The organism is Bacteroides sp. 44_46, from assembly GCF_001915465.1.
GTDB lineage: Bacteria > Bacteroidota > Bacteroidia > Bacteroidales > Bacteroidaceae > Bacteroides > Bacteroides clarus.
On record NZ_MNQO01000002.1, the window covers coordinates 434,924 to 460,797 of the forward strand.

Annotated in this window: 15 protein-coding genes; 9 read left to right on the forward strand and 6 right to left on the reverse strand. The window is 47.7% G+C overall.

The window, feature by feature from the left end; translation table 11 throughout:
• The first annotated feature begins 3 nt into the window (after window positions 1–3).
• The 6 genes from BHV73_RS02850 (at window position 4) to BHV73_RS02875 (ending at window position 7,598) form a co-directional block, all read left to right on the forward strand.
• A complete protein-coding gene (locus BHV73_RS02850; protein WP_286736319.1) occupies window positions 4–1,578 on the forward strand; it encodes a peptide chain release factor 3 in 1,575 nt (524 codons plus the stop codon).
• 139 nt (window positions 1,579–1,717) lie between these two features.
• Window positions 1,718–2,701 (forward strand): helix-turn-helix transcriptional regulator, encoded by a 984-nt coding sequence (locus BHV73_RS02855; protein ID WP_286736392.1) that lies wholly within the window; start codon window positions 1,718–1,720, stop codon window positions 2,699–2,701.
• An 861-nt stretch (window positions 2,702–3,562) separates the two neighbouring features.
• On the forward strand, window positions 3,563–4,033 hold the full coding sequence (locus BHV73_RS02860; RefSeq protein WP_187366644.1) for an HU family DNA-binding protein: 471 nt from the start codon (window positions 3,563–3,565) through the stop codon (window positions 4,031–4,033).
• Between the two features lie 195 nt (window positions 4,034–4,228).
• Window positions 4,229–4,486, forward strand: a complete 258-nt coding sequence (locus tag BHV73_RS02865) for an OadG family protein (protein WP_009122428.1) — start codon at window positions 4,229–4,231, stop codon at window positions 4,484–4,486.
• A 41-nt stretch (window positions 4,487–4,527) separates the two neighbouring features.
• Complete coding sequence (locus tag BHV73_RS02870; protein ID WP_009122427.1) at window positions 4,528–6,363, forward strand: biotin/lipoyl-containing protein; 1,836 nt, start codon at window positions 4,528–4,530, stop codon at window positions 6,361–6,363.
• Window positions 6,363–7,598 carry a sodium ion-translocating decarboxylase subunit beta gene (locus BHV73_RS02875; RefSeq protein WP_009122426.1) on the forward strand — a complete coding sequence of 412 codons (1,236 nt, stop codon included), beginning with the start codon at window positions 6,363–6,365 and terminating at the stop codon, window positions 7,596–7,598. Before BHV73_RS02870 ends, BHV73_RS02875 begins: the two co-directional genes overlap by 1 nt.
• 92 nt (window positions 7,599–7,690) lie before the next feature.
• On the opposite strand, the gene BHV73_RS02880 is transcribed toward BHV73_RS02875, so the two are convergent.
• From BHV73_RS02880 to BHV73_RS02905, 6 genes are all read right to left on the reverse strand, one after another.
• Window positions 7,691–8,965, reverse strand: a complete 1,275-nt coding sequence (locus BHV73_RS02880; protein WP_286736325.1) for a TolC family protein — start codon at window positions 8,963–8,965, stop codon at window positions 7,691–7,693.
• 39 nt (window positions 8,966–9,004) lie between these two features.
• The gene (locus tag BHV73_RS02885; RefSeq protein WP_286736327.1) at window positions 9,005–12,037 is read right to left on the reverse strand and encodes an efflux RND transporter permease subunit; all 3,033 of its coding nucleotides are present in this window, start codon (window positions 12,035–12,037) and stop codon (window positions 9,005–9,007) included.
• Between the two features lie 43 nt (window positions 12,038–12,080).
• A complete protein-coding gene (locus BHV73_RS02890) occupies window positions 12,081–13,133 on the reverse strand; it encodes an efflux RND transporter periplasmic adaptor subunit (RefSeq protein ID WP_087425186.1) in 1,053 nt (350 codons plus the stop codon).
• Window positions 13,134–13,142: 9 nt separating this feature from the next.
• The gene (locus BHV73_RS02895) at window positions 13,143–15,461 is read right to left on the reverse strand and encodes a family 65 glycosyl hydrolase domain-containing protein (protein ID WP_286736330.1); all 2,319 of its coding nucleotides are present in this window, start codon (window positions 15,459–15,461) and stop codon (window positions 13,143–13,145) included.
• Window positions 15,462–15,574: 113 nt separating this feature from the next.
• Window positions 15,575–16,945, reverse strand: a complete 1,371-nt coding sequence (locus tag BHV73_RS02900; RefSeq protein ID WP_022219179.1) for an SLC45 family MFS transporter — start codon at window positions 16,943–16,945, stop codon at window positions 15,575–15,577.
• 36 nt (window positions 16,946–16,981) lie between these two features.
• Window positions 16,982–17,989 carry a LacI family DNA-binding transcriptional regulator gene (locus BHV73_RS02905; RefSeq protein ID WP_286736333.1) on the reverse strand — a complete coding sequence of 336 codons (1,008 nt, stop codon included), beginning with the start codon at window positions 17,987–17,989 and terminating at the stop codon, window positions 16,982–16,984.
• 354 nt (window positions 17,990–18,343) lie between these two features.
• Between BHV73_RS02905 and BHV73_RS02910 the strand changes: the two genes are divergently transcribed.
• The 3 genes from BHV73_RS02910 to BHV73_RS02920 all read left to right on the forward strand — a co-directional run bounded on the left by BHV73_RS02910 (window position 18,344) and on the right by BHV73_RS02920 (window position 25,860).
• Window positions 18,344–20,812: a glycoside hydrolase family 2 TIM barrel-domain containing protein gene (locus tag BHV73_RS02910; RefSeq protein ID WP_286736397.1), complete on the forward strand. Its 2,469-nt coding sequence runs from the start codon at window positions 18,344–18,346 to the stop codon at window positions 20,810–20,812.
• A 398-nt stretch (window positions 20,813–21,210) separates the two neighbouring features.
• Window positions 21,211–24,219, forward strand: coding sequence for a SusC/RagA family TonB-linked outer membrane protein (locus BHV73_RS02915; protein ID WP_087425280.1), 3,009 nt, complete (start codon window positions 21,211–21,213; stop codon window positions 24,217–24,219).
• Between the two features lie 12 nt (window positions 24,220–24,231).
• Window positions 24,232–25,860 carry a RagB/SusD family nutrient uptake outer membrane protein gene (locus BHV73_RS02920; RefSeq protein WP_286736337.1) on the forward strand — a complete coding sequence of 543 codons (1,629 nt, stop codon included), beginning with the start codon at window positions 24,232–24,234 and terminating at the stop codon, window positions 25,858–25,860.
• Window positions 25,861–25,874: the final 14 nt, after the last annotated feature.

Consider the following 25,874-nt stretch of genomic DNA (forward strand, 5'->3'; position numbering starts at 1 on the left):
TATATGGCAAGTAACAACGAGATAGAAAGAAGACGAACCTTTGCGATTATCGCGCATCCGGATGCCGGTAAGACATCGTTGACTGAAAAGCTGCTGCTGTTTGGCGGTCAGATTCAGGTGGCGGGCGCGGTGAAAAGCAACAAGATAAAGAAGACGGCGACGTCGGACTGGATGGATATTGAAAAACAGCGTGGTATCTCTGTAACCACTTCTGTAATGGAGTTTGATTATCACGATTACAAAATCAATATTCTCGATACTCCGGGTCACCAGGACTTTGCCGAAGATACTTACCGTACCCTGACGGCGGTGGACAGCGTTATCATTGTGGTGGACGGCGCGAAAGGTGTGGAAACCCAGACGCGCAAGCTGATGGAGGTCTGCCGTATGCGCAACACTCCGGTGATTATCTTCATCAATAAGATGGACCGTGAGGCGAAAGACCCGTTCGACCTGCTGGATGAGCTGGAAGAGGAGCTTTCCATCCATGTCCGCCCTCTGACATGGCCTATCGAGAGCGGCGCCCGCTTTAAGGGAGTTTATAACATCTACGAACATAATCTGAACCTGTACCAGCCTTCCAAACAGGTGGTGACGGAGAAAGTGGAAGTGGATATAAATACGGAAGAACTGGATAATCAGATAGGCTCTTCGCTGGCGGACAAGCTGCGCGGCGAGCTGGAGCTGATAGACGGGGTATATCCCGAATTTCAGGTAGAGGAATATCTGAAAGGTGAACTGGCTCCCGTATTCTTCGGTTCCGCCTTGAATAACTTCGGTGTGCAGGAGTTGCTGGACTGCTTTGTGGAGATTGCTCCCAGTCCCCGTCCTGTAAAGGCGGAAGAGCGTGAAGTGGAGCCGGAGGAGCCGAAATTCACAGGCTTTATCTTCAAGATTACCGCCAATATCGACCCGAATCACCGTTCATGTATCGCATTCTGCAAGATATGTTCCGGTAAGTTTACCCGTAATACGCCCTACCTGCATGTGCGTCATGGCAAGACCATGCGTTTCTCGTCGCCCACGCAGTTTATGGCGCAGCGCAAGACTACCATCGACGAGGCATGGGCGGGAGATATTATCGGCCTGCCGGATAACGGCACGTTCAAGATAGGCGATACGCTGACCGAGGGCGAGATGCTTCATTTCCGCGGTTTGCCGAGCTTCTCGCCGGAGATGTTCAAGTACATTGAGAATGCCGACCCGATGAAGCAGAAACAGCTTGCCAAAGGTATCGACCAGTTGATGGACGAAGGTGTGGCGCAGTTGTTTGTCAACCAGTTCAACGGACGCAAGATTATCGGTACGGTAGGGCAGTTGCAGTTCGAGGTTATCCAATACCGTCTGGAAAATGAGTACAGCGCCAAGTGCCGTTGGGAGCCGTTGAGCCTCTACAAGGCTTGTTGGATTGAAAGCGACGACCCCGCCGAACTGGAATCCTTCAAGAAACGCAAGTACCAGTATATGGCGAAAGACCGCGAGGGCAGGGACGTGTTTCTGGCAGACAGCGGCTATGTATTGCAAATGGCGCAAATGGACTTCAAAAACATAAAGTTCCACTTTACGAGCGAGTTCTGATAACAGGGAACCGAAACTTATTTTGAGGCACGGATTATACGAATTTACGCGGCTCTTGATTGACTTGAACCGCCGGATTCGTGTAATCCGTGTTTTTTGTCTTATACTTTACTCATTTACCCATTACTATTATATGCGCATGAAGTCCTGCCTCGATTTTATTCTGCCGTTATTTCTCCTTTGGGGGATAACGGCCTGTTCCGCTCCCGCCGATAAGGATATGTTGGAGTATGAACACTCCCTTGCCCATGCCGATTCGTTGGTACAGTCCGGTGTTGCCGACAGTGCCCGTACCGCTCGTCTGCTTTCCGGCCTGCATCGCGAATACGCCCGTGTAAAAGAACAGTCCGCAGGAAAACCTCTTCGTCTGATGCCGGTCACGGGATGGAAGCATACCCTTTGGGGAGTGTTCGGCGCATTGATGCTGGGCTTGAATGTCTGGCTTTCCATACGGGACATAAAGTTCACGAACGAGCGCAAGCACCGCCGTTACCTCATCAACTTGAGCGAGAATGAACGCCACCTGCATAACAACGAATGTGAGCGTGCCGAACTGGAAGAATGCCTCAAAGAGATGTCACTGGAAGATGACGAACGCGAAGAAGTACAACGCTCGTTGGTGAATCTTATGACCCGGGGTAGCCGGTTGCACGAGGAGAACGGAGTGCTTCGCGGACGTCTCAGGGAGTACGAAGACCATCCTGTCCCTTATGAGCTGGAACTGCTGCAAAAAGAGGGTGAACGTGCCCGTAAACTGGACGGACAGGTACAAGCGCTCACCGCCGCATTGATAGACCGTGACGAGGTGGTGGAGCGGTTGCGCGCTCATCCCAAGTTTCTGACGGAAGCCCAATGGGAACATCTGCGGCAACTGACAGACAAAGCGTATACAGGCATTTCCGAACGCCTCATTTTCCGCTTTCCCCAGCTCACGCCTGCCGACCTTCAGCTTTGCCTACTGATTCGCCTGCGCTTTACGAACACACAGATAGCAACGCTTACGGCTGTCTCTCCCGCTTCTGTCTCTCAGCAGAAGTTCCGCTTGAAAAAGCGGCTGATACAGGCGGATGAATCTTTGTTCAAAAACGGGGAGACGGTGGATGTGGTGGTGTGCGGATGCTGATACGTGTTATTTCCCGGCAGGTGCTTGTGAGATTTATGTCTCCAATGCGATGCTCTCAGGAATTACCCATAGCCCAGTCTGGTATTACATTTTCCATGTGTAAAGTTTTGTTGCAATCCGGATAAGAGAGCCGAAACTGGGGTAAACTCGATTATACTGCAAAAAAAGTCCCGCCGGAAGTACTTCTTGACGGGGTAATCAAAGATAACGGCTGTGATACTCTCATACGCCGGCAGAGGCCGTCTTGCATAACGACAGAGATAGCCTCGCATAACGACAATGCCTGCCACCGTTAAGATAGCATGTCCAGCATCCGTGTTTTGTTGCTATATTTCAATTACCCGCCAACTTTTGCCTGTATCGTCTGATAATTTTCGATATAGCGCAAAGCCGCTACTTCCTTTTTAGAATACGGCAAGATTTTAGGAATCATTCAGGATATGAATCGTAGAGAGAAAGAAGTGTAAGTTTCTCGGTATTGTAGAGATACATTGGTTTCGTGATGCTGGTTGTCAGCTCTTTACATAGCGTTCAGGTAGAGATATTCATAGAATATTGAATCTCCGGTTTGGTATCCTATTGTCGGGTCGTAGAGATGTGCGGTTGATAATATGTTGATTTATAGCTGTTTTGCCGGGATTGTTGTAGAGCCTGTTTTCTTGTTATTCCTTCTTGTGTCCTTTAACTTTGCAACATCGAATTTGAGAAAAGCGAAATACTTTATCGTTGAGGCCTCGCGGTAGAGTTCTTCCTTATACTTCTTGAAAGAGATGCGGTTTCGGTCGGCCTTCAATCTGATCGGTCAAAGCGGTGATGACTGGCTCACTGGCAACTATTATATATTTACTTAATACATTATCAATTATGTTTTATAAGAAAACTCAACAAAAAATCAACGGTTTATGGTATCCTCAGTCCATCACATGGGGCAAAGCTGTTACAAGTAATCAGGTGGCGGATCAATTGGCGTTGCTTTCTACCGTTACCCGTGGTGACGCGTATGCCATCATTAAGAATTTGGGAAGCGTACTTTCTCTTTATATGGCGCAAGGACGTACGGTGAAAATAGACGGGGTAGGTACTTTTTATTATACGGCTGCCGCCAACAAGAATGGAGTGAAAACGTCTAAAGAGGTCAGCGCTTCTCAAATAGCGGGTGTACGTGTCCGTTTCATTCCCGAGGTCGAACGGGACATTAATAATAAGGTTGTTACCCGTAGTATGGTAGACAGTAATATCTGTTGGGAAGAGTGGGGCAAAACTTCAGCTTCCGGCAATGGCGGTAATGGAGATGGTGCGGGCGGTGGTGAAGAAGAAAATCCGTTAGGATAATCTTTATCGTATCCGGACAGGATTCTGTACCGATATCGCAGTATTGATAAATGAGTTCCCGTGTTGCCCTTCCGGACGGCACGGGAATTTCTGTTTTAGCATTATTTATAATTATATCACACTATTCTTTAACGAATTATCGCTAATTTCGGACGAATTTTTGCAATTCCGATAGAATAACTAATAATTTATAATATGGAAAACTTGAATTTAGCGCTCCTGCTAATGGTAGTAGGTATGGCAACGGTTTTTGCCATCCTGCTGATTGTTATCTACTTAGGTAAACTCCTCATCGCTCTTGTGAATAAATATGCTCCCGAAGAGGTTGCTCCTGCCAAACAGGCGGCAAATGCTCCCGCGGCTATTCCCGGCAATATCATGGCGGCCATCAACGCGGCTGTTACGGTGGTGACGCAAGGCAAGGGCAAGGTAGCGAAAGTAGAGAAAATCTGAAATAACTAATCTTATATAAACACACACAGGAATAATTTAGTATGAAAAAAGAAATTAAGTTCAGTTTGGTATTCAGGGATATGTGGCAAAGCGCCGGAAAGTATGTTCCCCGTGTAGACCAACTGGTAAAGGTAGCTCCCGCCATTATCGAGATGGGATGTTTTGCCCGTGTAGAAACGAATGGCGGCGGTTTTGAACAGGTAAATCTTTTGTTCGGCGAGAATCCCAATAAGGCTGTGCGCGAGTGGACGAAACCTTTCCACGAAGCCGGCATCCAGACACATATGTTGGACCGTGCGCTGAACGGTTTGCGCATGAGCCCTGTGCCCGCCGATGTGCGCAAGTTGTTTTATAAAGTAAAGAAAGCGCAGGGTACGGACATCACGCGTACTTTCTGCGGACTGAATGATATACGTAACATCGCCCCCTCCATCACTTATGCGCACGAGGCGGGAATGATTTCGCAGTGCTCTCTTTGCATCACCCATTCACCTATCCATACAGTGGAGTATTATACGGATATGGCATTGAAGCTTATCAAACTGGGTGCGGACGAAATCTGTATAAAGGACATGGCCGGTATCGGTCGTCCGGTATCTCTGGGCAAGATTGTGGCCAATATCAAAGCCGCCCATCCGGAAATTCCCATTCAATATCACAGCCATGCGGGTCCCGGCTTCAATATGGCGAGCATTCTCGAAGTATGTGAAGCCGGCTGCGACTACATCGACGTAGGTATGGAACCGCTGTCATGGGGTACCGGACATGCCGACCTGCTTAGCGTGCAAGCCATGCTGAAAGACGCCGGTTTCCAAGTACCTGAGGTCAATATGGAAGCCTACATGAAGGTTCGCGCCCTGATACAAGAGTTTATGGATGATTTCCTCGGCCTGTACATCAGCCCGAAGAACCGTCTGATGAACTCGTTGCTGATTGGTCCGGGACTTCCGGGCGGCATGATGGGCAGCTTGATGGCGGACTTGGAGTCCAATCTGGAATCTATCAACAAATATAAGGCTAAACGTAACCTGCCGTTTATGAAGCAGGACGAACTGCTGATTAAACTCTTCAACGAAGTGGCTTACGTATGGCCGCGTGTAGGTTACCCGCCGTTGGTAACCCCGTTCAGCCAATATGTAAAGAACCTGTCCATGATGAACGTGATGGCTATGGAGAAAGGCAAGGAACGTTGGGGCATGATAGCCGACGATATTTGGGATATGCTGTTGGGCAAAGCCGGTAAACTGCCGGGTGAGCTTGCGCCCGAAATCGTGGAAAAGGCGGAACGTGAGGGACGTAAATTCTTCAACGGCAACCCGCAGGACAATTATCCCGATGCGCTTGATAAGTACCGCAAGCTGATGAAAGAAAACAAGTGGGAACTCGGAGAGGATGATGAGGAACTCTTTGAGTATGCCATGCATCCGGCGCAATACGAGGCGTACAAGAGCGGCAAGGCCAAAGAGGACTTTCTGGAAGACGTGGAAAAACGCCGTGCCGAACGTGATAAATCTCCTTTGGATGACGCCAAACCCAAAACACTTACTGTACAGGTGGACGGACAGGCTTATCGCGTGACGGTGGCCTACGGCGACATAGACCTGCCGGCTTCCGCTACCGAGAAAGTCACCGCCCCCGTAGGCGAAGGACAGGAAGTGGCGGCTCCGCTCGAAGGCAAGTTCTTCCTGACCAAGAATGCGCAGGAAACTCCGCTCAAGGTAGGAGACAAGGTGAAGGAAGGCGACCTGCTTTGCTACATCGAGGCGATGAAGACTTATAATGCTATCCGTGCCGACTTTGGCGGAACGGTTACCGCTATCTGTGTCAATCCGGGTGATTCTGTTTCTGAAGATGATGTATTAATGAAGATTGGATAATGGAAGATATATTTGCGAAACTTTATGATATGACGGCGTTCAGCAATATCATTGCCGATCCGTCGTTCCTTGTAATGTATGCCATTGCCTTCATTTTGCTGTATCTGGGCATCAAGAAGCATTACGAACCGCTGTTGCTGGTTCCCATCGCTTTCGGTGTGCTCATAGCCAACTTCCCCGGCGGAGAGATGGGCGTGATTCAGGCGGATGAAAACGGTATGGTAATGGTGAACGGAGTGCTGAAGAACATCTGGGAGATGCCGTTGCATGAGATTGCGCACGACCTCGGACTGATGAACTTCATCTACTATATGCTGATAAAGACCGGATTCCTGCCGCCCATCATCTTTATGGGTGTGGGTGCGCTGACGGACTTCGGACCTATGCTCCGCAATCTGCGCCTTTCCATATTCGGCGCGGCTGCACAGCTTGGTATCTTTACAGTGCTGCTGTGCGCGGTAATGATAGGTTTTACACCGCAGGAAGCCGGCGCATTGGGCATTATCGGTGGCGCAGACGGTCCTACGGCTATCTTTACTACCATTAAACTTGCTCCGCACTTGCTGGGTCCTATCGCTATTGCGGCCTACTCGTATATGGCGTTGGTTCCGGTTATCATTCCATTGGTCGTGAAACTGCTTTGCAGCAAGAAGGAACTGATGATTAACATGAAGGAGCAGGAGAAGCTGTATCCTTCAAAGACCGAGATAAAGAACCTGCGTGTATTGAAGATTGTCTTCCCGATTGCCGTTACTACTATTGTAGCCCTTTTCGTACCGACGGCGGTGCCTTTGATTGGTATGTTGATGTTCGGTAACCTGATTAAGGAAATAGGTTCCGATACCAGCCGCCTGTTCGATGCGGCGGCCAACAGCATTATGAATGCGGCAACCATCTTCCTGGGATTGAGCGTGGGTGCTACCATGACGAGCGAGGCGTTCCTTAACTGGACTACTATCGGTATCGTTATCGGCGGTTTCCTTGCGTTCGCCTTGTCTATCTCGGGCGGTATCTTCTTTGTGAAACTGTTCAACCTGTTCTCCAAGAAGAAGATTAATCCGCTGATTGGCGCAACAGGGTTGAGCGCTGTGCCTATGGCGAGTCGTGTATGTAATGAAATCGCTACCAAGTACGACCCCAAGAACCATGTGCTGAATTACTGTATGTCCAGTAATATTTCCGGTGTTATCGGTTCTGCGGTAGCGGCGGGCGTGCTGATTTCCTTCCTCGGGTAAGGGGTTGATGATATAAAAGAATGTGTTAAAACTATGAATAACAGAATGAGAAGTCATTCATAGTTTTAACACATTCTTTTTTACGCTTGCCTTTATTCACTGATGGCTTTCCTGTATTCGGCCACTGCCATTTTTGCGGCAAGGTGCGCGTTGATAAGGTTGGTTTGCGCTTGCGTCCACGAAAGTTGCGCGGAAAGCACATCGACCATGCTTGCCCTGCCTTCATTGTATGAGAACGTAACCAAGTCGAGATTCTCTTCGGCAAGCGCCATATTCTCTTGGGCTGTCTTTACCTGCTGTTCCGTTTCCGTCAGTTTGGTGGTAGCGGCGGATAATTCTTCCAAAATATTATCGGCTACATAGCTTTGCTGTAATCTCTGGATACCTATATATGCTTTTTGCTGGCGGTTGGTCTTGAAGCGTGCCCCCCATCGGAAAATGGGGATGTTGAGATTGAGCCCCGCAATGGGGGTGTGGGGTACGTCCTGTCCCATATAGGCGATACCGGTATCCCATCCGGTAGCCAAAAACATACTGAGTTGGGGATTGTACCGGCTGAGGGCGGCCTTGCGTTGCGCTTCGCTCTTGACGATACTGACATTGGTTCCGGCATAGTCCGCACGGCGTCCTAATACTTCGTCGAGGCTCAGTAAATCGACGGGAGGAGAGCCGGCGCCGATTTCGCAAAGACTGTCTACCGCGGCGTCCGGTTTTACTCCCATCAGAATATTGAGTCGCTGCAAGGCGAGGGTATGGTTCTGACGGGCTTTGATGAACTGCAGTTCAGCCTCCTTCTTGCGGGTGGAAATCATTAGTAAGTCCGTACGGCTGATGGCGCCGTCGTCGAACCTGTCTTGAATGATGCTGTATTGCCGGTTGACAATCTCTTCAAAACGGGCGGCAGCTTCGAGTGTGGCCAATGCGGCCGAAGCGTTCCAATAAACAGCATCGCTCTGGTAGTGTATCTGGTCGAGTGTCAGCTCTATGGCAAGCTTATCCAGTTCCTCGTCGGCTTTGGCTATTCTCTTTTGGGCAATGAGCGAACCGCCTGTATAAAGAGGCTGCCCCAATGTAGCCAATGCCTGGTAGGTATAGGGACGGTATTGTCCCGCAGGACTGTTCCAGGCATCCAGGTGGCTCAAGTTGGCAGTCCCTTCGGCGGTAATGTCTATCTTGGGCAGGAAGCCTGTCTGAGCTATTTTGCGGGCCTCGGTGCTTGCGGCGGTTTTCAGGCGTTGTTGCTTCAGCAGTTGGCTGTATGCTTCCACTTTATCCCGATAGGCCTCGCGGCTGAGATACGTTTCCTGTGCCTCGGCGCTTATGCCGAGGCTGATTACTGATAATATAAGTATAATTTTTCTCATCATTCAAATAGTAAATCGTAAATAGTCAAATCGTAAATCCCTTCATCCTTTTATTCCCTGTATCGCACAGTAGGCCACAGGCAATACAAACAGGGTGAGTATCGAAGCTACCAGCAGACCGCCCATGATAGTGGCTGCCATACCGCCGAACATGGCGTCGAACAATAACGGCAGCATACCCAGAATGGTGGTGCCCGATGCCATGGCTACGGGAACGATACGGGTGGTCGTTGCGCTGATGACCGCTTCGCGCGGCGCTTTTCCGGCAGCCGTTTCCGCATCGATTTGGTCTACGAGGACAATGGCGTTCTTGATGTTCATCCCGATAAGTCCCAGTAAACCCAAGATGGCGAAAAAATCGAATGTCTTGCCCAATAGCAGCAGCCCCAATACGATGCCGATAAAGATGAGCGGCAACATCAGCAATATGACAATGGGCTTGCGGTAGGTCTTGAACAGGAACAGCAGGGTGACGAACATCAGGAAAAACGTCAGCGGCATATTGGCTGCCAGTGCGGCATTGGATTCAGCTTGGCTTTCCTGTTCGCCGAAGTACTTCATGGTATATCCTTCGGGGACGTCTATTTCGTTCTGCGCCTGTTCCCATACACGGTTGAAGGCGGCAATGGCGTTTACTCCCCGGCGGGGGTCGGCTTGTGCCATCATAACCATTTGGCGGTTGTAGTCCTTTACATTGGAGAACTTATACTGATAGTCGAACTCACTGACCACCTGTTCCAGCGTGGTGGTTTCACGCGTAGTCCCGAATACGGGCAGTGTACGCAGGTCGTTAATGCGGAATGAGTCGGTTGTATTATCTTTCAGCAGGATAGGGAGTACTTGGTCGCCTTGCCGGTATTCTCCCAATGTCATTCCGTTGGTGCCGATTTGTATGCTTTGCGCCATGCTCTGGCGGGACACGCCTAACGGTTGCGCACGCTCCTGGCTGTATACGGGTTTCCATATGGGAATCTTGTTACCCCATGAATTGCGTATATTAATAAGGTCTTTGTCACGGTGCATCATCTCCAGAACCCGGTTGGTCAGCGCCACTAAAGTATCCGTGTTATTGCCGATAAAGCCTATCTCGATAGCGGCATCTACGGCAGGCGAGAGTTTGAAGAGCGTGGTGCGGGTGATGGCATTGGGGTAATTCTCCTTCATATAGCTATCCAGATTCTCTTCATATTCCTTGGTATATTTGCTGTCTGTCACTTCTACCAGAAGGTTGGCGAAGTTGGGCTTCGGACCGACGGAAGTGGATGCCAGATAGTAGCGTAGCGGGGTACTGCCGAAGGTGACGGAAACCCGTTTCACTTCCGGCTGTTCCAGCAGATGGGCTTCCACTTTCTTCATTTCCTTCTCTACATCGCGGATACCGTATCCGTCGGGATAGAATACGTCGGCACGGAAATAGGGCTTGTCCAGTGAGGGGAAGAAGTTTTGCGGCATCAGTCCCATGACAACGAGGGAGAGGATAAACAATACGACCATGCTTCCCAACGTCAACGCTTTTTTGCGTATCAGCAGGCTGAGGACAGATGCGAACTTATGGTAGAAAGGCTTGTCGTAGGGGTCTTTGTTGCTGTTGCCGGTTCGGGCTTTCAGTATGAAGTTACCGAAAGTGGTGGTTTGCGTCAATGCCAGTACCCAGCTTAATCCCAACGAGATGGCCAAGACGATGAACAACGGCTTCACAATCTCGGCGACGGAAGACGGCGCAAGATAAAGCGGCAGGAAGGAGCAGATGGCTATAAACGTTGCTCCAAGCAGTCCCCATTGCGGTTTGGTGGCGCCGTCTATCAGCGCTTTCCGTCTGTTTACACCGCGGGCTATGGCGATTTGCGCGTTGTCGGTCACTACGATAGCGTTGTCCACCAGCATTCCCATGGCGATGATGAAGCCTGCCAGCGAGGTACGGTTTAATCCGACTCCCAAAAATGACATGATAAGCAGCGTACCGCCGATGGAGAATATCAGTGAAGAACCGATGAGCACGCCGGCACGCATCCCCATTACCAGCATGATGATGACAATTACAATCAGAATGGATTCTATCAGGTTGATAATGAAACCATTGTTTGCTTCTTTGGCTATGATGTTTTCGGGATAAAGGCTTTCCAATTCCAGCCCTACGGGAATGAGAGGCAGCAGCTCGGCGAGTTTCTTGTCTACCAGTTCGCCGGTTTTTACCACATCCTTCTGCGGGTCGGTGGAGACACCGATGCCGATAGCCCGTTTTCCGTTGACGTGCATGATAGTACCGGGCGGGTCCATATAGCCCTTTTCGACAATGGCTATGTCGCCCAGCTTGACCTGGCCGCCGGGAGTGGTGATTAGCTGGTTACGGATGTCGTTGACGGTGGTATAAGTACCGTTGGCGACAATGCGCAACTGTTGTTCGCCCGCGCCGATTTCACCCGTATTGATAATCTGGTTCTGCGATTGCAGCAGGCTTGCCAGTTGTTTGGGGTCGATACCCATCCCCGCCAACTTGTTTACGGAGATAAAGATATTGATTACTTCCGTCTGTGTGCCGAACAGGGCTACTTTCATCACTCCTTCGGCGGTGATGACCTGAGTTTTGATGCGTTCCGCCCAGTTGCGCATTTCTTCATAAGAGAAACCGTCGTCGCCGACCAGTCCGTAATAAATGCCGAATACATCGCCGAAGTCGTCCGATACCGTTGGCACGGAAGCTCCGGCGGGCAGTTGGGGCTGTATATTGAGAACCTTACGACGCAGTTCATCCCATTTCTGCGGGATAGATGCTGCGGAGAGCGAAGGCTGCAACTCGAACGTAATCTTGGAAAGTCCGTACATGGATTCCGACTTTATCTTGTACACTCCGCTCATACTCTGTATTTCGCGGGAGATAGGTTCGGTAATGAGCCGTTCCACTTCAGCGGGTTCGGCTCCGGGATAGCGTGTCATAATGACCGCCGTCTTGATGACAAAGGGGGCGTCTTCTTTCTTTCCCAAACGGCCGAATGAGAATATGCCGCCGATGAGCAATACGGCAAGGAAGAAATAGACAATCTTTGTATTGTCTAATGAATATTTGGCTAAGTTCATATGTAAAAGGTGATAAAGTTATAAAGTGATAGGGGAAAGGCTGTTACTCTACCTCTTTTACTCTCTGCCCCTCTACGAGCTGGTATACTCCGGCGATAACAACGGTTTCATCCGGTTTCAGCCCTTTGGAGATGAGAATATTGGCTTCACCGGTCGGTGAATATACGGTTACTTCGCGACGGCTTACCCTGTTGTCTTTCACGATCCACACATAGGTGTTCTTGTTCTCGCTGTCGCCGAATACGGCGCTTAGCGGTACATTCATCAGCTTTTCCTCTATGAAAGGGGCGATGTCCGAGGCGAGACGGATGTTACAGGTAAATCCGGGCTTCACATCATATACGGCACGGTCAAAAGCTGGGTCGTCAATGGTGATGGTAACCGGGATGCCCGTACCGTCTGTTGAAATATCGAGATATTCTTCCAGTTTGGCGTTGAATATCGTACCCTTATAAGTATCGAACTCCACTTTGAACGTGGCGTCTTTGGCACGAAGCAGGTACAGGTAATCATCGGGTACGGTGAATTTTATGCGCAGTTTCTGCGTATTTACCAGCCGTACGATCCCCTCTCCCGAATTGACACGCTGATAGTTCTCTACCAGACGCTTTTCGATGGAGCCGTCGAAAGGGGCGAGCAGTTTTGTATCCCGCATATTGTTGGTGGATAACTCGTAGGCGGATTTGGCCTTTTGATAATTGGCTGCGCTGATTTCATATTCCTGCAAGGAAATGGCCTGGCGGCTCAGCAGCCGCTCGTTGCGCTCGACCTGTGCGGCAGCGGTTTCATAGGCAGCCTTGTCGGCGGCATATTGCAGGGAGATATCCCGGGGGTCGATGGCGGCGATCAGTTGTCCTTTCCTTACCCTTTGTCCTTCCACTACCGGAAGGTTGATGATTTGTCCGCTGACACGGAATGCCAGTTTCACATATTCCACCGCTTCTACCATGCCGGAGAAATCCTTGAGAATTACCGACTGTGAACGTACGGTAGCGGTTTTCACAGGTCGAACGAGGGTGGTTTCTTCCCTCTTTTTTTGCCCGCAGGACGTAATGATGAACGTCACCGCTAAGGCGAACAGATACATTTTCTTCATTTATTCCGATTAAGACAAGTCTTTGAGGTTGACGGTCAAAGCCAACCCTTGTCTTAATTCATAAACGTTTTGATATACCTGTATGTTCAGTTGGCTTCCGGCGGTCAGGCTGATTTTTATCTCTTTGCTTACCTGTATATGCAGCGTATTGCCTAAGTAGTTCACTTTGAACGAGTAACTGCTCCATTTCTCCGGTATGACGGGCTCTATCTTGAGTGTGTCGTTCAGTATTTGCAATCCCGCAAACCCGCGTACGATAGCCAGCCAACTGCCCGGCATACTGGTGATATGCAGTCCCTGGTCTCCTTCGTTGTTGTAGTCGTCCAGGTCGAGGCGGGTGGCGTGTAAGAATAATTGATACGCTTTCTCCACCTTTCCGATGCGTGCGGCAAGAATGGAATGGATATGCGGGGAAAGGGACGATTCGTGCACGGTCATCGGTTCGTAGAACTCAAAGTTACGGCGGATGGTTTCCCGGTCGAAGTTGAAATAATAGAGGTATAGCCCGAGCAGAACGTCACCCTGCTTGATGTAACAGGAACGCAGGATACGATCCCACGACCAGTACTGGTTGATGGGGCGCTCGCCATCGGGAATGGCATCGGCGCTTTGCAGAACTTTGTCCATATAACCGTCGTTTTGCACGAAGATACCGCGTTCCGGGTCTTCCGGCAGATATATCCGTTCGATAATATCCCGCCAGCGTTCGCTCTCTTCCGTATAGTTCAGACGGGTGATACGGCGTATGCGGGCGTATTCGTCGGGGTATTGCCGTGCGATGATTTCAAGGAAACTGAGGGTGGTTCTGAGACAGCGCATGCAGGAGTAGTTGGTGTACCAGTTATTGTCTACGTTATTCTCGTATTCGTTGGGTCCGGTAACTCCCAAAATGACGTATTGCTGTTTGGGTTGTGAGAAAGACACCCGTTGGCTCCAGAAGCGGCTGATGGCTATCATTACTTCCAGTCCGTAGCGGGCGATGTAATCCAGTGTGCCTGTGAGGGTGGAGTGTTGCAGAATGGCATAGACAATCATGTTGTTCCGGTGAATCTCTTCAAAGGTAATCTCCCATTCGCTGTGACACTCCTCTCCATTGCTGGTGACTTGCGGAAAGAGGGCGGCTCCATTGTCGAATCCTAACTTACGGGCATTCTCAATGGCTTTAGGCAGTTGTTTATAGCGGTACATCAGCAGGTTCTCGGCAATCTTCTTCGGAGTGGAAAGCAGGAAGAAGGGCACGCAACACAATTCGGTATTCCAGTAAGTGTTTCCGCCGTACTTTTCTCCGGTAAAACCTTTGGGGCCGATATTCAGCCGAGGGTCGTCTCCCCGGTATGTCTGATAGAGTTGGAAGATATTATAGCGTATGCCTTGCTGGGCTTCCGGGTCTCCTTCGATGATAACGTCGGTTTCGTCCCATATCTCCTGCCAGGCTTGCCGGTGCTCCTGTACCAGAACATCCCAACCCGTACTCCGGGCTTTCCGGGCTTCCGAGACGGACGCTTCTATCAAGTCCTGCCGCTCATAATAGAGGGACGATGCGATGGCAATGTATTTAATGAGCGTTACGGTGTCATCCGGTTTCACTTCTACACCTACGCTGAATCCGGTTTGCTTTTCTTTTTCGATACGTATCGGGTTGGCGAATGTCTCTTTATTGTTCTTGAAAAACCGATAGGTCATGGCATAGCATATTTGCGCGTCTTCCCGTCTGGTCTGCGTCCACAGATAGGCGCAATCGCTGGTGGTGCCGGAGCGCAGGATATTCCAAGTCTTTTCGTCAGGATACTCGGCTTGGTTCACGATGTCGCCGTCGAAAGTAGGCACGAGGGAAATCTTGCCTGTGTAGTTGACGGACGTAACGCTATATTTTATAAGGCAGAGGTTGGGATGAGCCATGTCGGTGATGTGTTCCACGTGCAGACGGAGCTTGTTTCCTCGCGGAGAGGTGACTTCCGCATCCCGATAGGAGATACCTGCTTTCATGTCGAGGCGTCTGTTGAAACTGTCTACATCCCATTGAGCCAAATCCAGCTCCTCATCGATAAGGCGCAGGCTGATACGGCTCCAGTCCGGAGCATTGGGAATGCGTGTGTAGAACCGTGGAAAACCGTTCTTCCACCAGCCTACACGGGTTTTGTCCAGAAATGTGATGCCTGCCACGAATGCGCCGCGATAGCTGTCGCTACTGTATGGCTCTTCAAAATATCCCCGTTGTCCGAAACGGCCGTTTCCAAGACTGAATATGCTTTCCGACCATCGCATGCGGTCGGCTTGAAAACTATCTTCTATAATATTCCATTCGTCAGTTTTAAGGTATTTCTTCATGGCAGTCTTTTCTGTGTTATCGGTGTAAAGATAAACAAATAAAAGGATAAACAAATAAGATGCGGGAAAAAGAAACGCCCCGTTCCTTGGTGAGGAACGGGGCGTCGGATGGTTTACGACCTTTCTCCTTTGGTCTCTTTTATCAGATATACGCAGACGGCTCCGATAATGAGCATCACACCCGCCATTACCAGCATGTTTATTTCCGGGGGAAGCATTCCTTTCGGCGTAAACAGTGCCAGAATACTTCCGCCTAATGCCGCTGCCACGATTTGCGGGATACAGATGGTTCCGTTGAACAGTCCGAGGTATGTGCCCATGTGCCCGCCGGACAAGGCGTTGGTCAGGATGGTGAAAGGCAGCGCCAGCATGGCGGCCCATGCGCAACCTATCAGCAGGAAAGAGATGAACAGCACATACTGGCTGTGTACAAAATAAGTGGATATGAAGCCGATGCCGCCCAACACGAGGCTCAGCGCGTAAATGAAGCGGCGGTCTTTGAACATAGGGATGCAGACCGCCCAAAGTACAGAGCCGATGGCTTGTACGGCAAACAGTACGCCTACCCAGTTAGCGGCTTCCTGATATTGCAGGCTCTTGGTGTCAAGAACTATTTTAGTGATTCCGTTTACAGTGTGTTCAACGGTCGGTGCGTCAAAAACATTTGCGGCTATGCTGCCGTTGGTGTATGTCCACATAAACATAAAAGCGAACCAGCAGAAGAACTGCACCAGTCCTACCGTCCAAAAGGCTTTCGGCGCTTTAACCAACAGCTTCAGCATATTGACTTTCTCATGTTCCTGTTCTTCTGTGATGCCATGATACTCGGCATATTCCGCAGGCGGCATTTCCTTGACTTTGACCGTTGTATAAATAACGCAGAATATCAGGATAGCGGCTCCGATGTAGAACGAATAGATTACAGAATCGGGAATTACCCCCTGCGGCGCCGTATTGCTGATGCCCACCCACGCAAATATAAACGGGAACAGATACCCCACCAGACTGCCGGCATTGCATAGGAAACTCTGAATGGAATAGGCGAGTCCTTTCTGTTTCTCATTCACCATATCGCCTACCATCATCTTGAACGGTTGCATCGCCATATTGATAGAGGTGTCCAGAAACATCAGCGATACCAGACCGAAAATCATGGCCGTACTTACCGCCATGCCGAAGCTGCCCGCATTGGGCAGCAGGCACATGACGAGCACCGCAACCAGCGAACCGATGAATAAATAAGGAATGCGACGTCCGAATCTCGTCCAGGTCTTGTCGCTGGCGGCTCCTACAATGGGCTGCACTATGATACCTGCCAACGGCGGTAATATCCAGAAATAACTCAAACTGTGCGGGTCAGCTCCCAAAGTGGAGAATATACGGCTGATATTCGCGCTTTGCAGGGCATACGCGATCTGTACGCCAAAAAAACCGAAGCTGATGTTCCACAGTTTCCAGAAACTTAAATCGGGTTTTACTTTCATTGTTCTTTTGTTTTTTATGATATTAGTTATAATTCATTATTTCGTCGTTCCTCTCACCACCAGATTCGTCCGTACAATCTTATTGGTGCTTTTCTCCTCACTCCCTTCCAGCTTGTCGGTAAGGATGCCGAATGCGCTCTTGCCGACTTCCTCTCCATGTTGCTCCACCGTTGTCAGTTTCGGGTCGGTACTTTGGGCGATGGCTCCGTCGGTGAACCCGCAGATAGAAACCTCGTCCGGTACTTTTAGTCCCACCAGCTTGCAGGCATACAATATGCCTGCCGCCGTTTCGTCGTTAATCGCAAAGAATCCGTCGGGGCGGTTGTCGCTTTCCAGCAAATCGGGTGTTATGGCAATGGCGCGTTCGCGATTGTCGCATAACTTAATCATGCTGTCGTCTACGGGAACCTTGTATTTCTTCATGGCATCCAGATAACCGTTACGCCGGTTCTTGGTAATTTCAAGATGCGGATCGGCTCCGTAAAAGAAGATGCGTTTACATCCTGTCTGAATCATGTACTCCACAGCGGCAAACGAACCGGCATAGTCGTCGACCACTACTCGCTCCGTCTTCAGTCCGGCACAGATGCGGTCGTAGAAAACAATCGGAATATTATTATTTAAGAGTTCCTGATAATGGTCGTATTGCTCCGTATTCTTGGCAAGAGATGCAATGACGCCGCAGACACGGGCGGCGAGAAAGGAATGAACTATTTTTACTTCCTGCCCGTACGATTCGTTGCTTTGCGCCACGATTATATTGTAACCGGCTTCGGCCGCCGCCGTTTCGATACCGCTCAATACGCACGAAAAGAAGTGATGCACCAGTTGGGGCACAATCACGCCAATCGTGTTGCTGCGGCTTGAACGAAGGTTGACGGCAAGTACATTGGGCTTATAATTATGTTCGCGCGCGTAGGCATGGATGAGGTCACGGGTTTCCCGGCTGATGTCCGGATTATCCTTGAGCGCTCTCGATACGGTGGAAGGAGAGACATTCAACGCCCGGGCAATATCCTTGATAGTTATCTGCGGTTTGTTCATGAGTATTATTTCTTTTTCAGCCAAAGGTAATGCAAACCGAAGGCAGTACAAAATATGCTTGCTTATTTTTAATGCTGAGTGCGGCTTATCTTATTTTAAAGATAATGCAAGCCGAAAGCGGTACAAAATGAACTTGCTTATTTTAGCTTCTCCGATGCGATTGCAAAAATAGGGGAATCTCGGAATAAATGCTTTATTGTTGACAGCAATCGGGTTAAGTATAAATGCAAACGATTGCATATTCATTATCTTTGACTAATTATTGATGGGACAGACCGGAGTAGCCGCAATTTTTCTATATTTGCAGAAAAATAATTTACGACTATGAATTGCATGAATTTGGGGACTTTACGAATGTTGATTGTAGGTTGCGGGCTTTTCCTGTCTGCTATGATACAAGCACAGCGTTCGGAATTTTTGCTTGAGAAGAATTGGAAATTTACTAAGGGTGATGTAACCGGAGCCGTATCACCGGAGTTTGACGACAGTAAGTGGGAGACTGTCAGCGTACCGCACGATTGGGCTATCTTCGGACCTTTCGACCGCAGCAACGATTTGCAGAATGTTGCCATTACACAGAATTTTGAGAAGAAGGCATCCGTTAAGACAGGGCGTTCCGGCGGACTGCCGTACGTGGGCGTTGGCTGGTATCGTACGAAATTCGATGTTCCTGCCGGCAAACAGGCAACGCTGGTTTTTGACGGAGCCATGAGTGAAGCCCGTGTGTACGTCAATGGGAAAGAAGCCTGTTTTTGGCCATTTGGCTATAATTCTTTCCATTGCAACGTTACGGAACTGCTGAATGAGAATGGTAAGAATAATGTGTTGTCGGTTCGCCTGGAGAACAAACCGCAGTCTTCCCGCTGGTATCCCGGTGCAGGACTGTATCGCAATGTACGTGTAGTAACAACAGACCGTATCTATGTTCCGGTGTGGGGCACGCAACTCACCACTCCGCACGTATCTTCCGAATACGCTTCCGTACGTCTGCGCACGGAGATAGCCAATGCGGGAGAAAATAATATCCGTGTGGTAACGGAGATTGTATCGCCGGACGGTAAGGTGGTTGCCGTAAAAGATAATACAGGTAAGATTAATCACGGCCGGCCTTTCGAACAGAATTTTCTGGTAAACAGTCCTGCCTTATGGTCGCCGGAGACACCTTATTTATATAAAGCATCTTCCAAAATATACGTAGACGGTAAACAGGTGGATGAATACATCACCCGCTTCGGTATTCGCAGCATAGAGATTGTTGCCGACAAAGGCTTCTTCCTGAATGGCAAGCACCGTAAATTTCAGGGTGTCTGCAATCATCACGACTTAGGACCTTTGGGAGCTGCTGTCAATGTAGCCGCCCTTCGCCGCCAGCTTACGCTGTTGAAGGATATGGGTTGCGACGCAGTCCGTACCTCACACAATATGCCGGCCCCGGAATTAGTGGAGCTTTGTGATGAGATGGGCTTTATGATGATGATAGAACCTTTTGACGAATGGGACATTGCCAAATGTGAAAACGGTTATCACCGCTACTTTGGCGAATGGGCGGAGCGGGACATGGTGAATATGTTGCGTCATTACCGTAATAATGCCAGTGTGGTAATGTGGAGCATTGGCAATGAAGTGCCTACGCAATGCAGTCCGGAAGGTTATAAAGTCGCTTCGTTCCTGCAGGATATATGCCATCGTGAAGACCCTACGCGTCCTGTTACCTGCGGTATGGATCAGGTATCTTGTGTCTTGGAAAACGGATTTGCCGCCATGATAGACGTACCCGGTCTTAACTATCGTGCTCACCGTTATGTAGAATCCTATAATGCGCTTCCGCAAAATATCATTCTGGGGTCGGAGACTGCTTCTACCGTCAGTTCACGCGGCGTCTATAAATTTCCGGTGGAGAAGCGTGCCAGTGTGCGGTATGACGACCATCAATGTTCGGGATATGACGTAGAGTGTTGCTATTGGTCTAATATCCCCGATGTGGATTTTGCCTTGGCTGATGATTATGACTGGACTATCGGGCAGTTTGTCTGGACTGGTTTCGACTATTTGGGTGAACCTTCTCCATACGATACGGATTCCTGGCCCAGCCATAGCTCCGTATTCGGTATCATAGACCTGGCAAGTCTGCCTAAAGACCGTTATTACCTGTATCGCAGCGTTTGGAACAAGAATGTGAATACGCTGCATATCCTTCCTCATTGGACATGGCCGGGCAGGGAAGGAGAGAATACTCCCGTTTTCGTTTATACCAACTATCCCGGCGCAGAGCTTTTTATCAATGGTAAGAGCTACGGCAAGCAGCGTAAACTTACAGCCGGAGAGAGTGAAGCCTTGCAGGGTAAAGACTCGCTTGCCTTGCAGCGTCGCTACCGCCTGATGTGGATGGATGTTCCTTATGAACCGGGCGAACTGAAAGTTGTAGCCTATGATGCTGCCGGCAAACCGGTAGAGGAAAAAACAGTCCATACCGCCGGCAAGCCTCATCATCTGGAATTGGTGGCGGACCGTACCGGACTTGTTGCCGATGGTAAAGACTTGGCATATATCACGGTCCGTGTTGTCGATAAAGACGGTAATCTTTGTCCGTCCGACAATCGTCTTGTTTCTTTCTCTGTGAAGGGAGCCGGCCGTTATCGTGCCGCCGCTAATGGTGACGCCACCAGCCTCGACCTTTTCCACTTGCCCAAGATGCCCGCTTTCAATGGACAGTTGACGGCTATTGTGCAGAGTACGGAGCAATCCGGTGAGATTGTTTTTGAAGCCAAAGCCAAAGGTCTGCGGACAGGAAAAATCGTATTGTCTGCCGGTACACAGCGCTAATTTGCCCTGTTTCTTTTGTTGCAGGGGAATAAACAGTATTCGAGTGCAGGCAAAACCGTCTTATCCCGGATTTAGTTGATTATTGGAATTGTCAACTGAATCCGGAGTAAGACGGTTTTTATATTATTGTTGGCGTGTTTCCTTTTATGGCTTGCAACAGCTATTCTCTTCTTTTTGTTCGCTGTCACTGCGTATCAGACCGCAAATATGATGCAATCGTTTGCATTCTTCTTGCTGCACTTTTTGCAGTATCTGTGTTTCTTACTCGATAATATGGCATACATTTGTTGTATCATAATAAAGTATTTGAAGTACGTTCTGCAATAATGTTAATATACTGAAACGTTTTTTGAATATACTATAGATAATTAATATTGTTAACTTTAATTTTTGAATGCATGAAGCAAGTTAATCTTAGAATCTATCGAACGATTCTTCCCTTGTTATTAGGGCTATTCTTGTCAGTTGGCGCTTATGCACAGAACATCACGGTGAAAGGGCATGTGAAAGATGCTTTAGGTGGTGTGATTGGTGCTAATGTCGTGGAAAAAGGAAATACCACAAACGGTACTATTACGGATTTGGATGGTAATTTTACGTTAACGGTTCCTCAAGGAGCCACTTTGGTAGTTTCTTTTATCGGTTATAAAAGTCAGGAAGTACTTGCGGCTCCTTCTGTAGTAGTGACAATGGAAGATGATTCGCAATTATTGGATGCGGTAGTTGTAATCGGATACGGTTCGGTGAAGAAAAATGACCTGACAGGTTCGGTAACAGCAATCGACGCAGAAAAGATGGTAAAGGGTGCTGCAACTTCTGCTTCCGACCTTTTGGTTGGTAAAGCTGCCGGTGTAAGTGTCATTACCGATGGCGGTGCTCCGGGAGCCAGCGCTACGATTCGTGTACGCGGCGGTTCATCAATGTCAGCCAGCAACGATCCGTTGATTGTAATTGATGGCGTACCTGTGGATAATGAGGGGGTGAATGGTATGTCAAATCCGTTGGCTACTATACACCCTAATGATATTGAGACATTTACTATTCTAAAGGATGCCTCTTCAACGGCTATTTATGGTTCGCGTGCATCCAATGGCGTTATTATTATTACTACGAAAAAAGGACAGTCCGGCAAACCGAGAGTTTCTTATAACGGTTCATTTTCCATTAGTACGAAAACAAAGACTGTTGATGTAATGGGTGCTGATGAGTTCCGTGCTTTTGTAGAGGATAAATACGGAAAGGAAAGTAACCAATACGCAGCTTTGGGAAAAGCTTCTACAGATTGGCAGGATGAGATTTTCCGTACAGCTTTCAGTACCGATCATAATGTAAGCGTTTCAGGCTCTATTCCTAATATGCCTTACCGTGTATCTGTTGCATATACAAATGAAAACGGTATCTTGAAAACCTCTAATCTGCAACGTCTGACCGGTGCAATTAATTTGAATCCGACTTTCTTTGATAAGAAGTTGAATATTAATTTGAATGTGAAAGGTGTGTATAATACAAATCGTTTTGCAGATAAGGCTGCAATCGGTCTGGCTACTCAATACGATCCTACACAACCGGTGTACATGTCAAATTCCGATTATGGTAACGGTTATTATATGGCTATGGCTTCCGATAATAAACCTATTGGTATTGCATTGGCTAATCCGGTTGCTATGCTCGAACAAAAACATGATGAGTCTACCGTATATAGAAGTATCGGTAATGCGCAGATTGATTATAAGATGCATTTCCTGCCGGAACTCCGTGCCAACTTGAATTTGGGTTATGATATCTCAAAGAGTAAAGGTGATGTTATTATCGAAGATAATTCTCCCATGACTTGGTGTAGTGGTAACTACAAACAAGGGTGGGGGGATAACTCTCATTACAGTCAGTTGAAGCGTAACTTATTGCTGGATTTCTATTTGAATTATGCAAAAGATTTTGGAATACATAATATAGATGTGATGGCCGGTTATTCATGGCAACACTTCTACAAAAGCGAAAAGAATTCTTATCCTTATTCTGCGGCACAAGCTGAAATAGAAGGAAAGAAAGAATATAAAGATGGTGACAGTTATGAAACTGAAAATTACTTGGTTTCGTTCTTCGGACGTTTGAACTATTCTTTAATGAATCGTTACTTGTTGACATTCACATTGCGTGAGGATGGTTCTTCCCGATTTAACAAGGATAATCGTTGGGGACTTTTCCCGTCTGTGGCTTTGGCTTGGAAGATTAATGAGGAAACCTTTATGAAAAAGTTTGATTTCTTGTCCGATTTGAAGTTGCGTTTGGGCTATGGTGTAACAGGTCAGCAGAATTTGGATAATGGCGATTATCCTTATTTACCACGTTATATGGATAGTAAGGCCGGTGCAAGTTACTTCTTCGGTGATACTCAATATAGTCTGATTGCTCCATTGGCATATGATAAGAATCTGAAGTGGGAAGAAACTACTACTTGGAATGCAGGTATTGATTACGGTTTCTTGAATGGACGTATTACCGGTGCTTTGGATTTCTATTATCGTAAAACAGAGGATTTGCTGAATACGGTAGCTATCGCCGCCGGAACAAATTTCAGTAACCAGTTGCTGACCAATGTAGGTACATTGGAAAATAAAGGTGTGGAATTTACAATAAACGCACATGCCATTACTACGAAAGACTGGAAGTGGACAATAGGCTATAACATCTCTTACAATAAAAATGAAATTACAAAGATGACTATCAATGATGATCCTAACTATGTGGGTGTTATTCATGGTGGTATTGATGGTGGTACAGGATATAATGTAATGATTAATGCTGTTAATAATCCGTATAACTCATTTTATGTGTTTGAACAGATTTATGACCAGAATGGTAAACCTATCGAAGGTGCTTACGTAGACCATAACGGTGACGGAAAAGTAGGAGAGAAAGATAATGACGGAGACTTAATCGCTTATAAAAAGTCTGCTCCGGATGTATTCATGGGATTGACCTCTCAACTTTCCTATAAGAATTGGGATTTCTCCTTTGCTTTGCGCGCAAGTATTGGCAACTATGCTTATAACAATGTACAATCAAACCGTGAGTCATGGGGTGGTTCGGAAATGTTCGATAATACGGGATTTTTGAAGAATCGTGTAACAAGCGCTACTTATACGGACTTTAAAGATGCCCGTCGTCGTTCCAGCTATTATGTTCAGAACGCTTCATTCCTGAGAATGGATAACATCTCTTTGGGATATACGTTTAATAAATTGTTCAATAATCGTCAGAGTGCCCGTGTTTATGCAACGGTACAGAATCCGTTTGTTATCACTAAGTATGACGGTATTGATCCGGAAATTAGCGGTGAAGGTATTGATAATAATATTTATCCGCGTCCTCGCGTGTTTATGATTGGACTTAACCTTAATTTTTAATAGAAGAATATTATGAGAACATTAAAGTATAAATATTATATTTCAGCGACGTTGGTTAGTCTGATGCTGTCAGGAACCTCATGTATCGGAGATTTGGACACTGTTCCTTTGTCTCCTACAGAGCAGACTTCCGACAATGTGTTCGGTAATGAAGAAATAACTTATGTTGAGAGTTTGGCAAAGATATATGCCGGTATGGCAATCGGTGGTAATAAAGGTGGTGACTCCGATCAAGATGTAGCCGGTATTGATGGTGGTAGCCAGGCTTCTTTCTTGCGTGTACTTTGGAATATGCAGGAACTTCCCACCGATATGGCACATTGTGCATGGAGTGACCCGGGTATTCCCGGTTTTAATCAGGTTTCATGGGGAGCGGACAGCCCATGGATTAAAGGTTCTTATTATCGCTTATTCTATCAAATAAATCTGTCGAATGCTTTTTTGCGTGAAACTACAGATGAAAAGCTGGCTGAACGCCGTTGTGATGCAGCTTTAGTGGATAAAATGAAGGAGTATCGTGCCGAAGCAAGATTCTTGCGTGCTTTGAATTACTGGTATTTGCTTGATTTATATCGTAATGTACCTTTGGTTACGGAAGATAGCGCTATTGGCGAGAAAGTGCTTCCAAGCCAGGTTACTCCACAGGAACTGTATGATTTCATTGAAACGGAATTGACGGAATGCGTCGACGATATGCTGGATCCGGTTGTTGGATATTCCCAACAGTATGGTCATGCTAATAAAGCGGCTGCCTGGAGTTTACTCTCACGTTTGTATTTGAATGCGAAAGTATATATCGGGCAAGAGAAATATACGGAATGTATAGATGCTTGTAAGAAAGTTATTGCTTCGGGGTACACCTTAGATCCAGAATATAAAGCTATATTCTGCGCAGACAATGACCACTCGGTAGAAATGATTTTCCCGGTTCGTTACGAGGGAGATCAGACAATGACATGGGGTGGAATGACGGCTTTCATTAACTGGGGAGCAGCCGATTTAAAGGATGAAGTCAATGGTAAGGATGCTTGGCAGGGTGTTCGTGCTAAATCTTCTTTGTTGAGGCTTTTTGAAAAAGAAAATGCTTCGGAGAAAGATATGCGTAAATCTATGTTGCATACAGAACTGACTACCAATATTGAGATTGTGAATCAGACGGAATTCTTAAATAATGGTATTCCGGTAGCCAAATATTATAATAAGTATAAAGATGGAACATTGCCGCCTTCTAAAGAGGCGTATACGGATTTCCCGCTATTCCGTTTAGGAGAAATCTATCTGAATTATGCAGAGGCCGTGTTACGTGGCGGAACAGGCGGAAGTCGTACTACGGCTTTGGGATATGTAAACGATTTGCGTAAACGTGCTTATGATCAGGATGCTGCAGCTACAATTAGCGATTCAGACTTGACTTTGGATTTATTGCTGGATGAACGTGGACGTGAGTTTTTCTTCGAGGCGCAAAGACGTACGGATTTGATTCGTTTTGATGTGTTTACTGGCGACAGTTATTTATGGCCGTGGAAAGGTGGCGCCGCTGAAGGTATTTCGGTAGGTGATTATCTGAAGATTTACCCGTTGCCTTCTGATGAAATCGGCTCTAATACAAACTTAGTACAAAATCCTGGTTATCAGAAATAACCTATATATAAAGA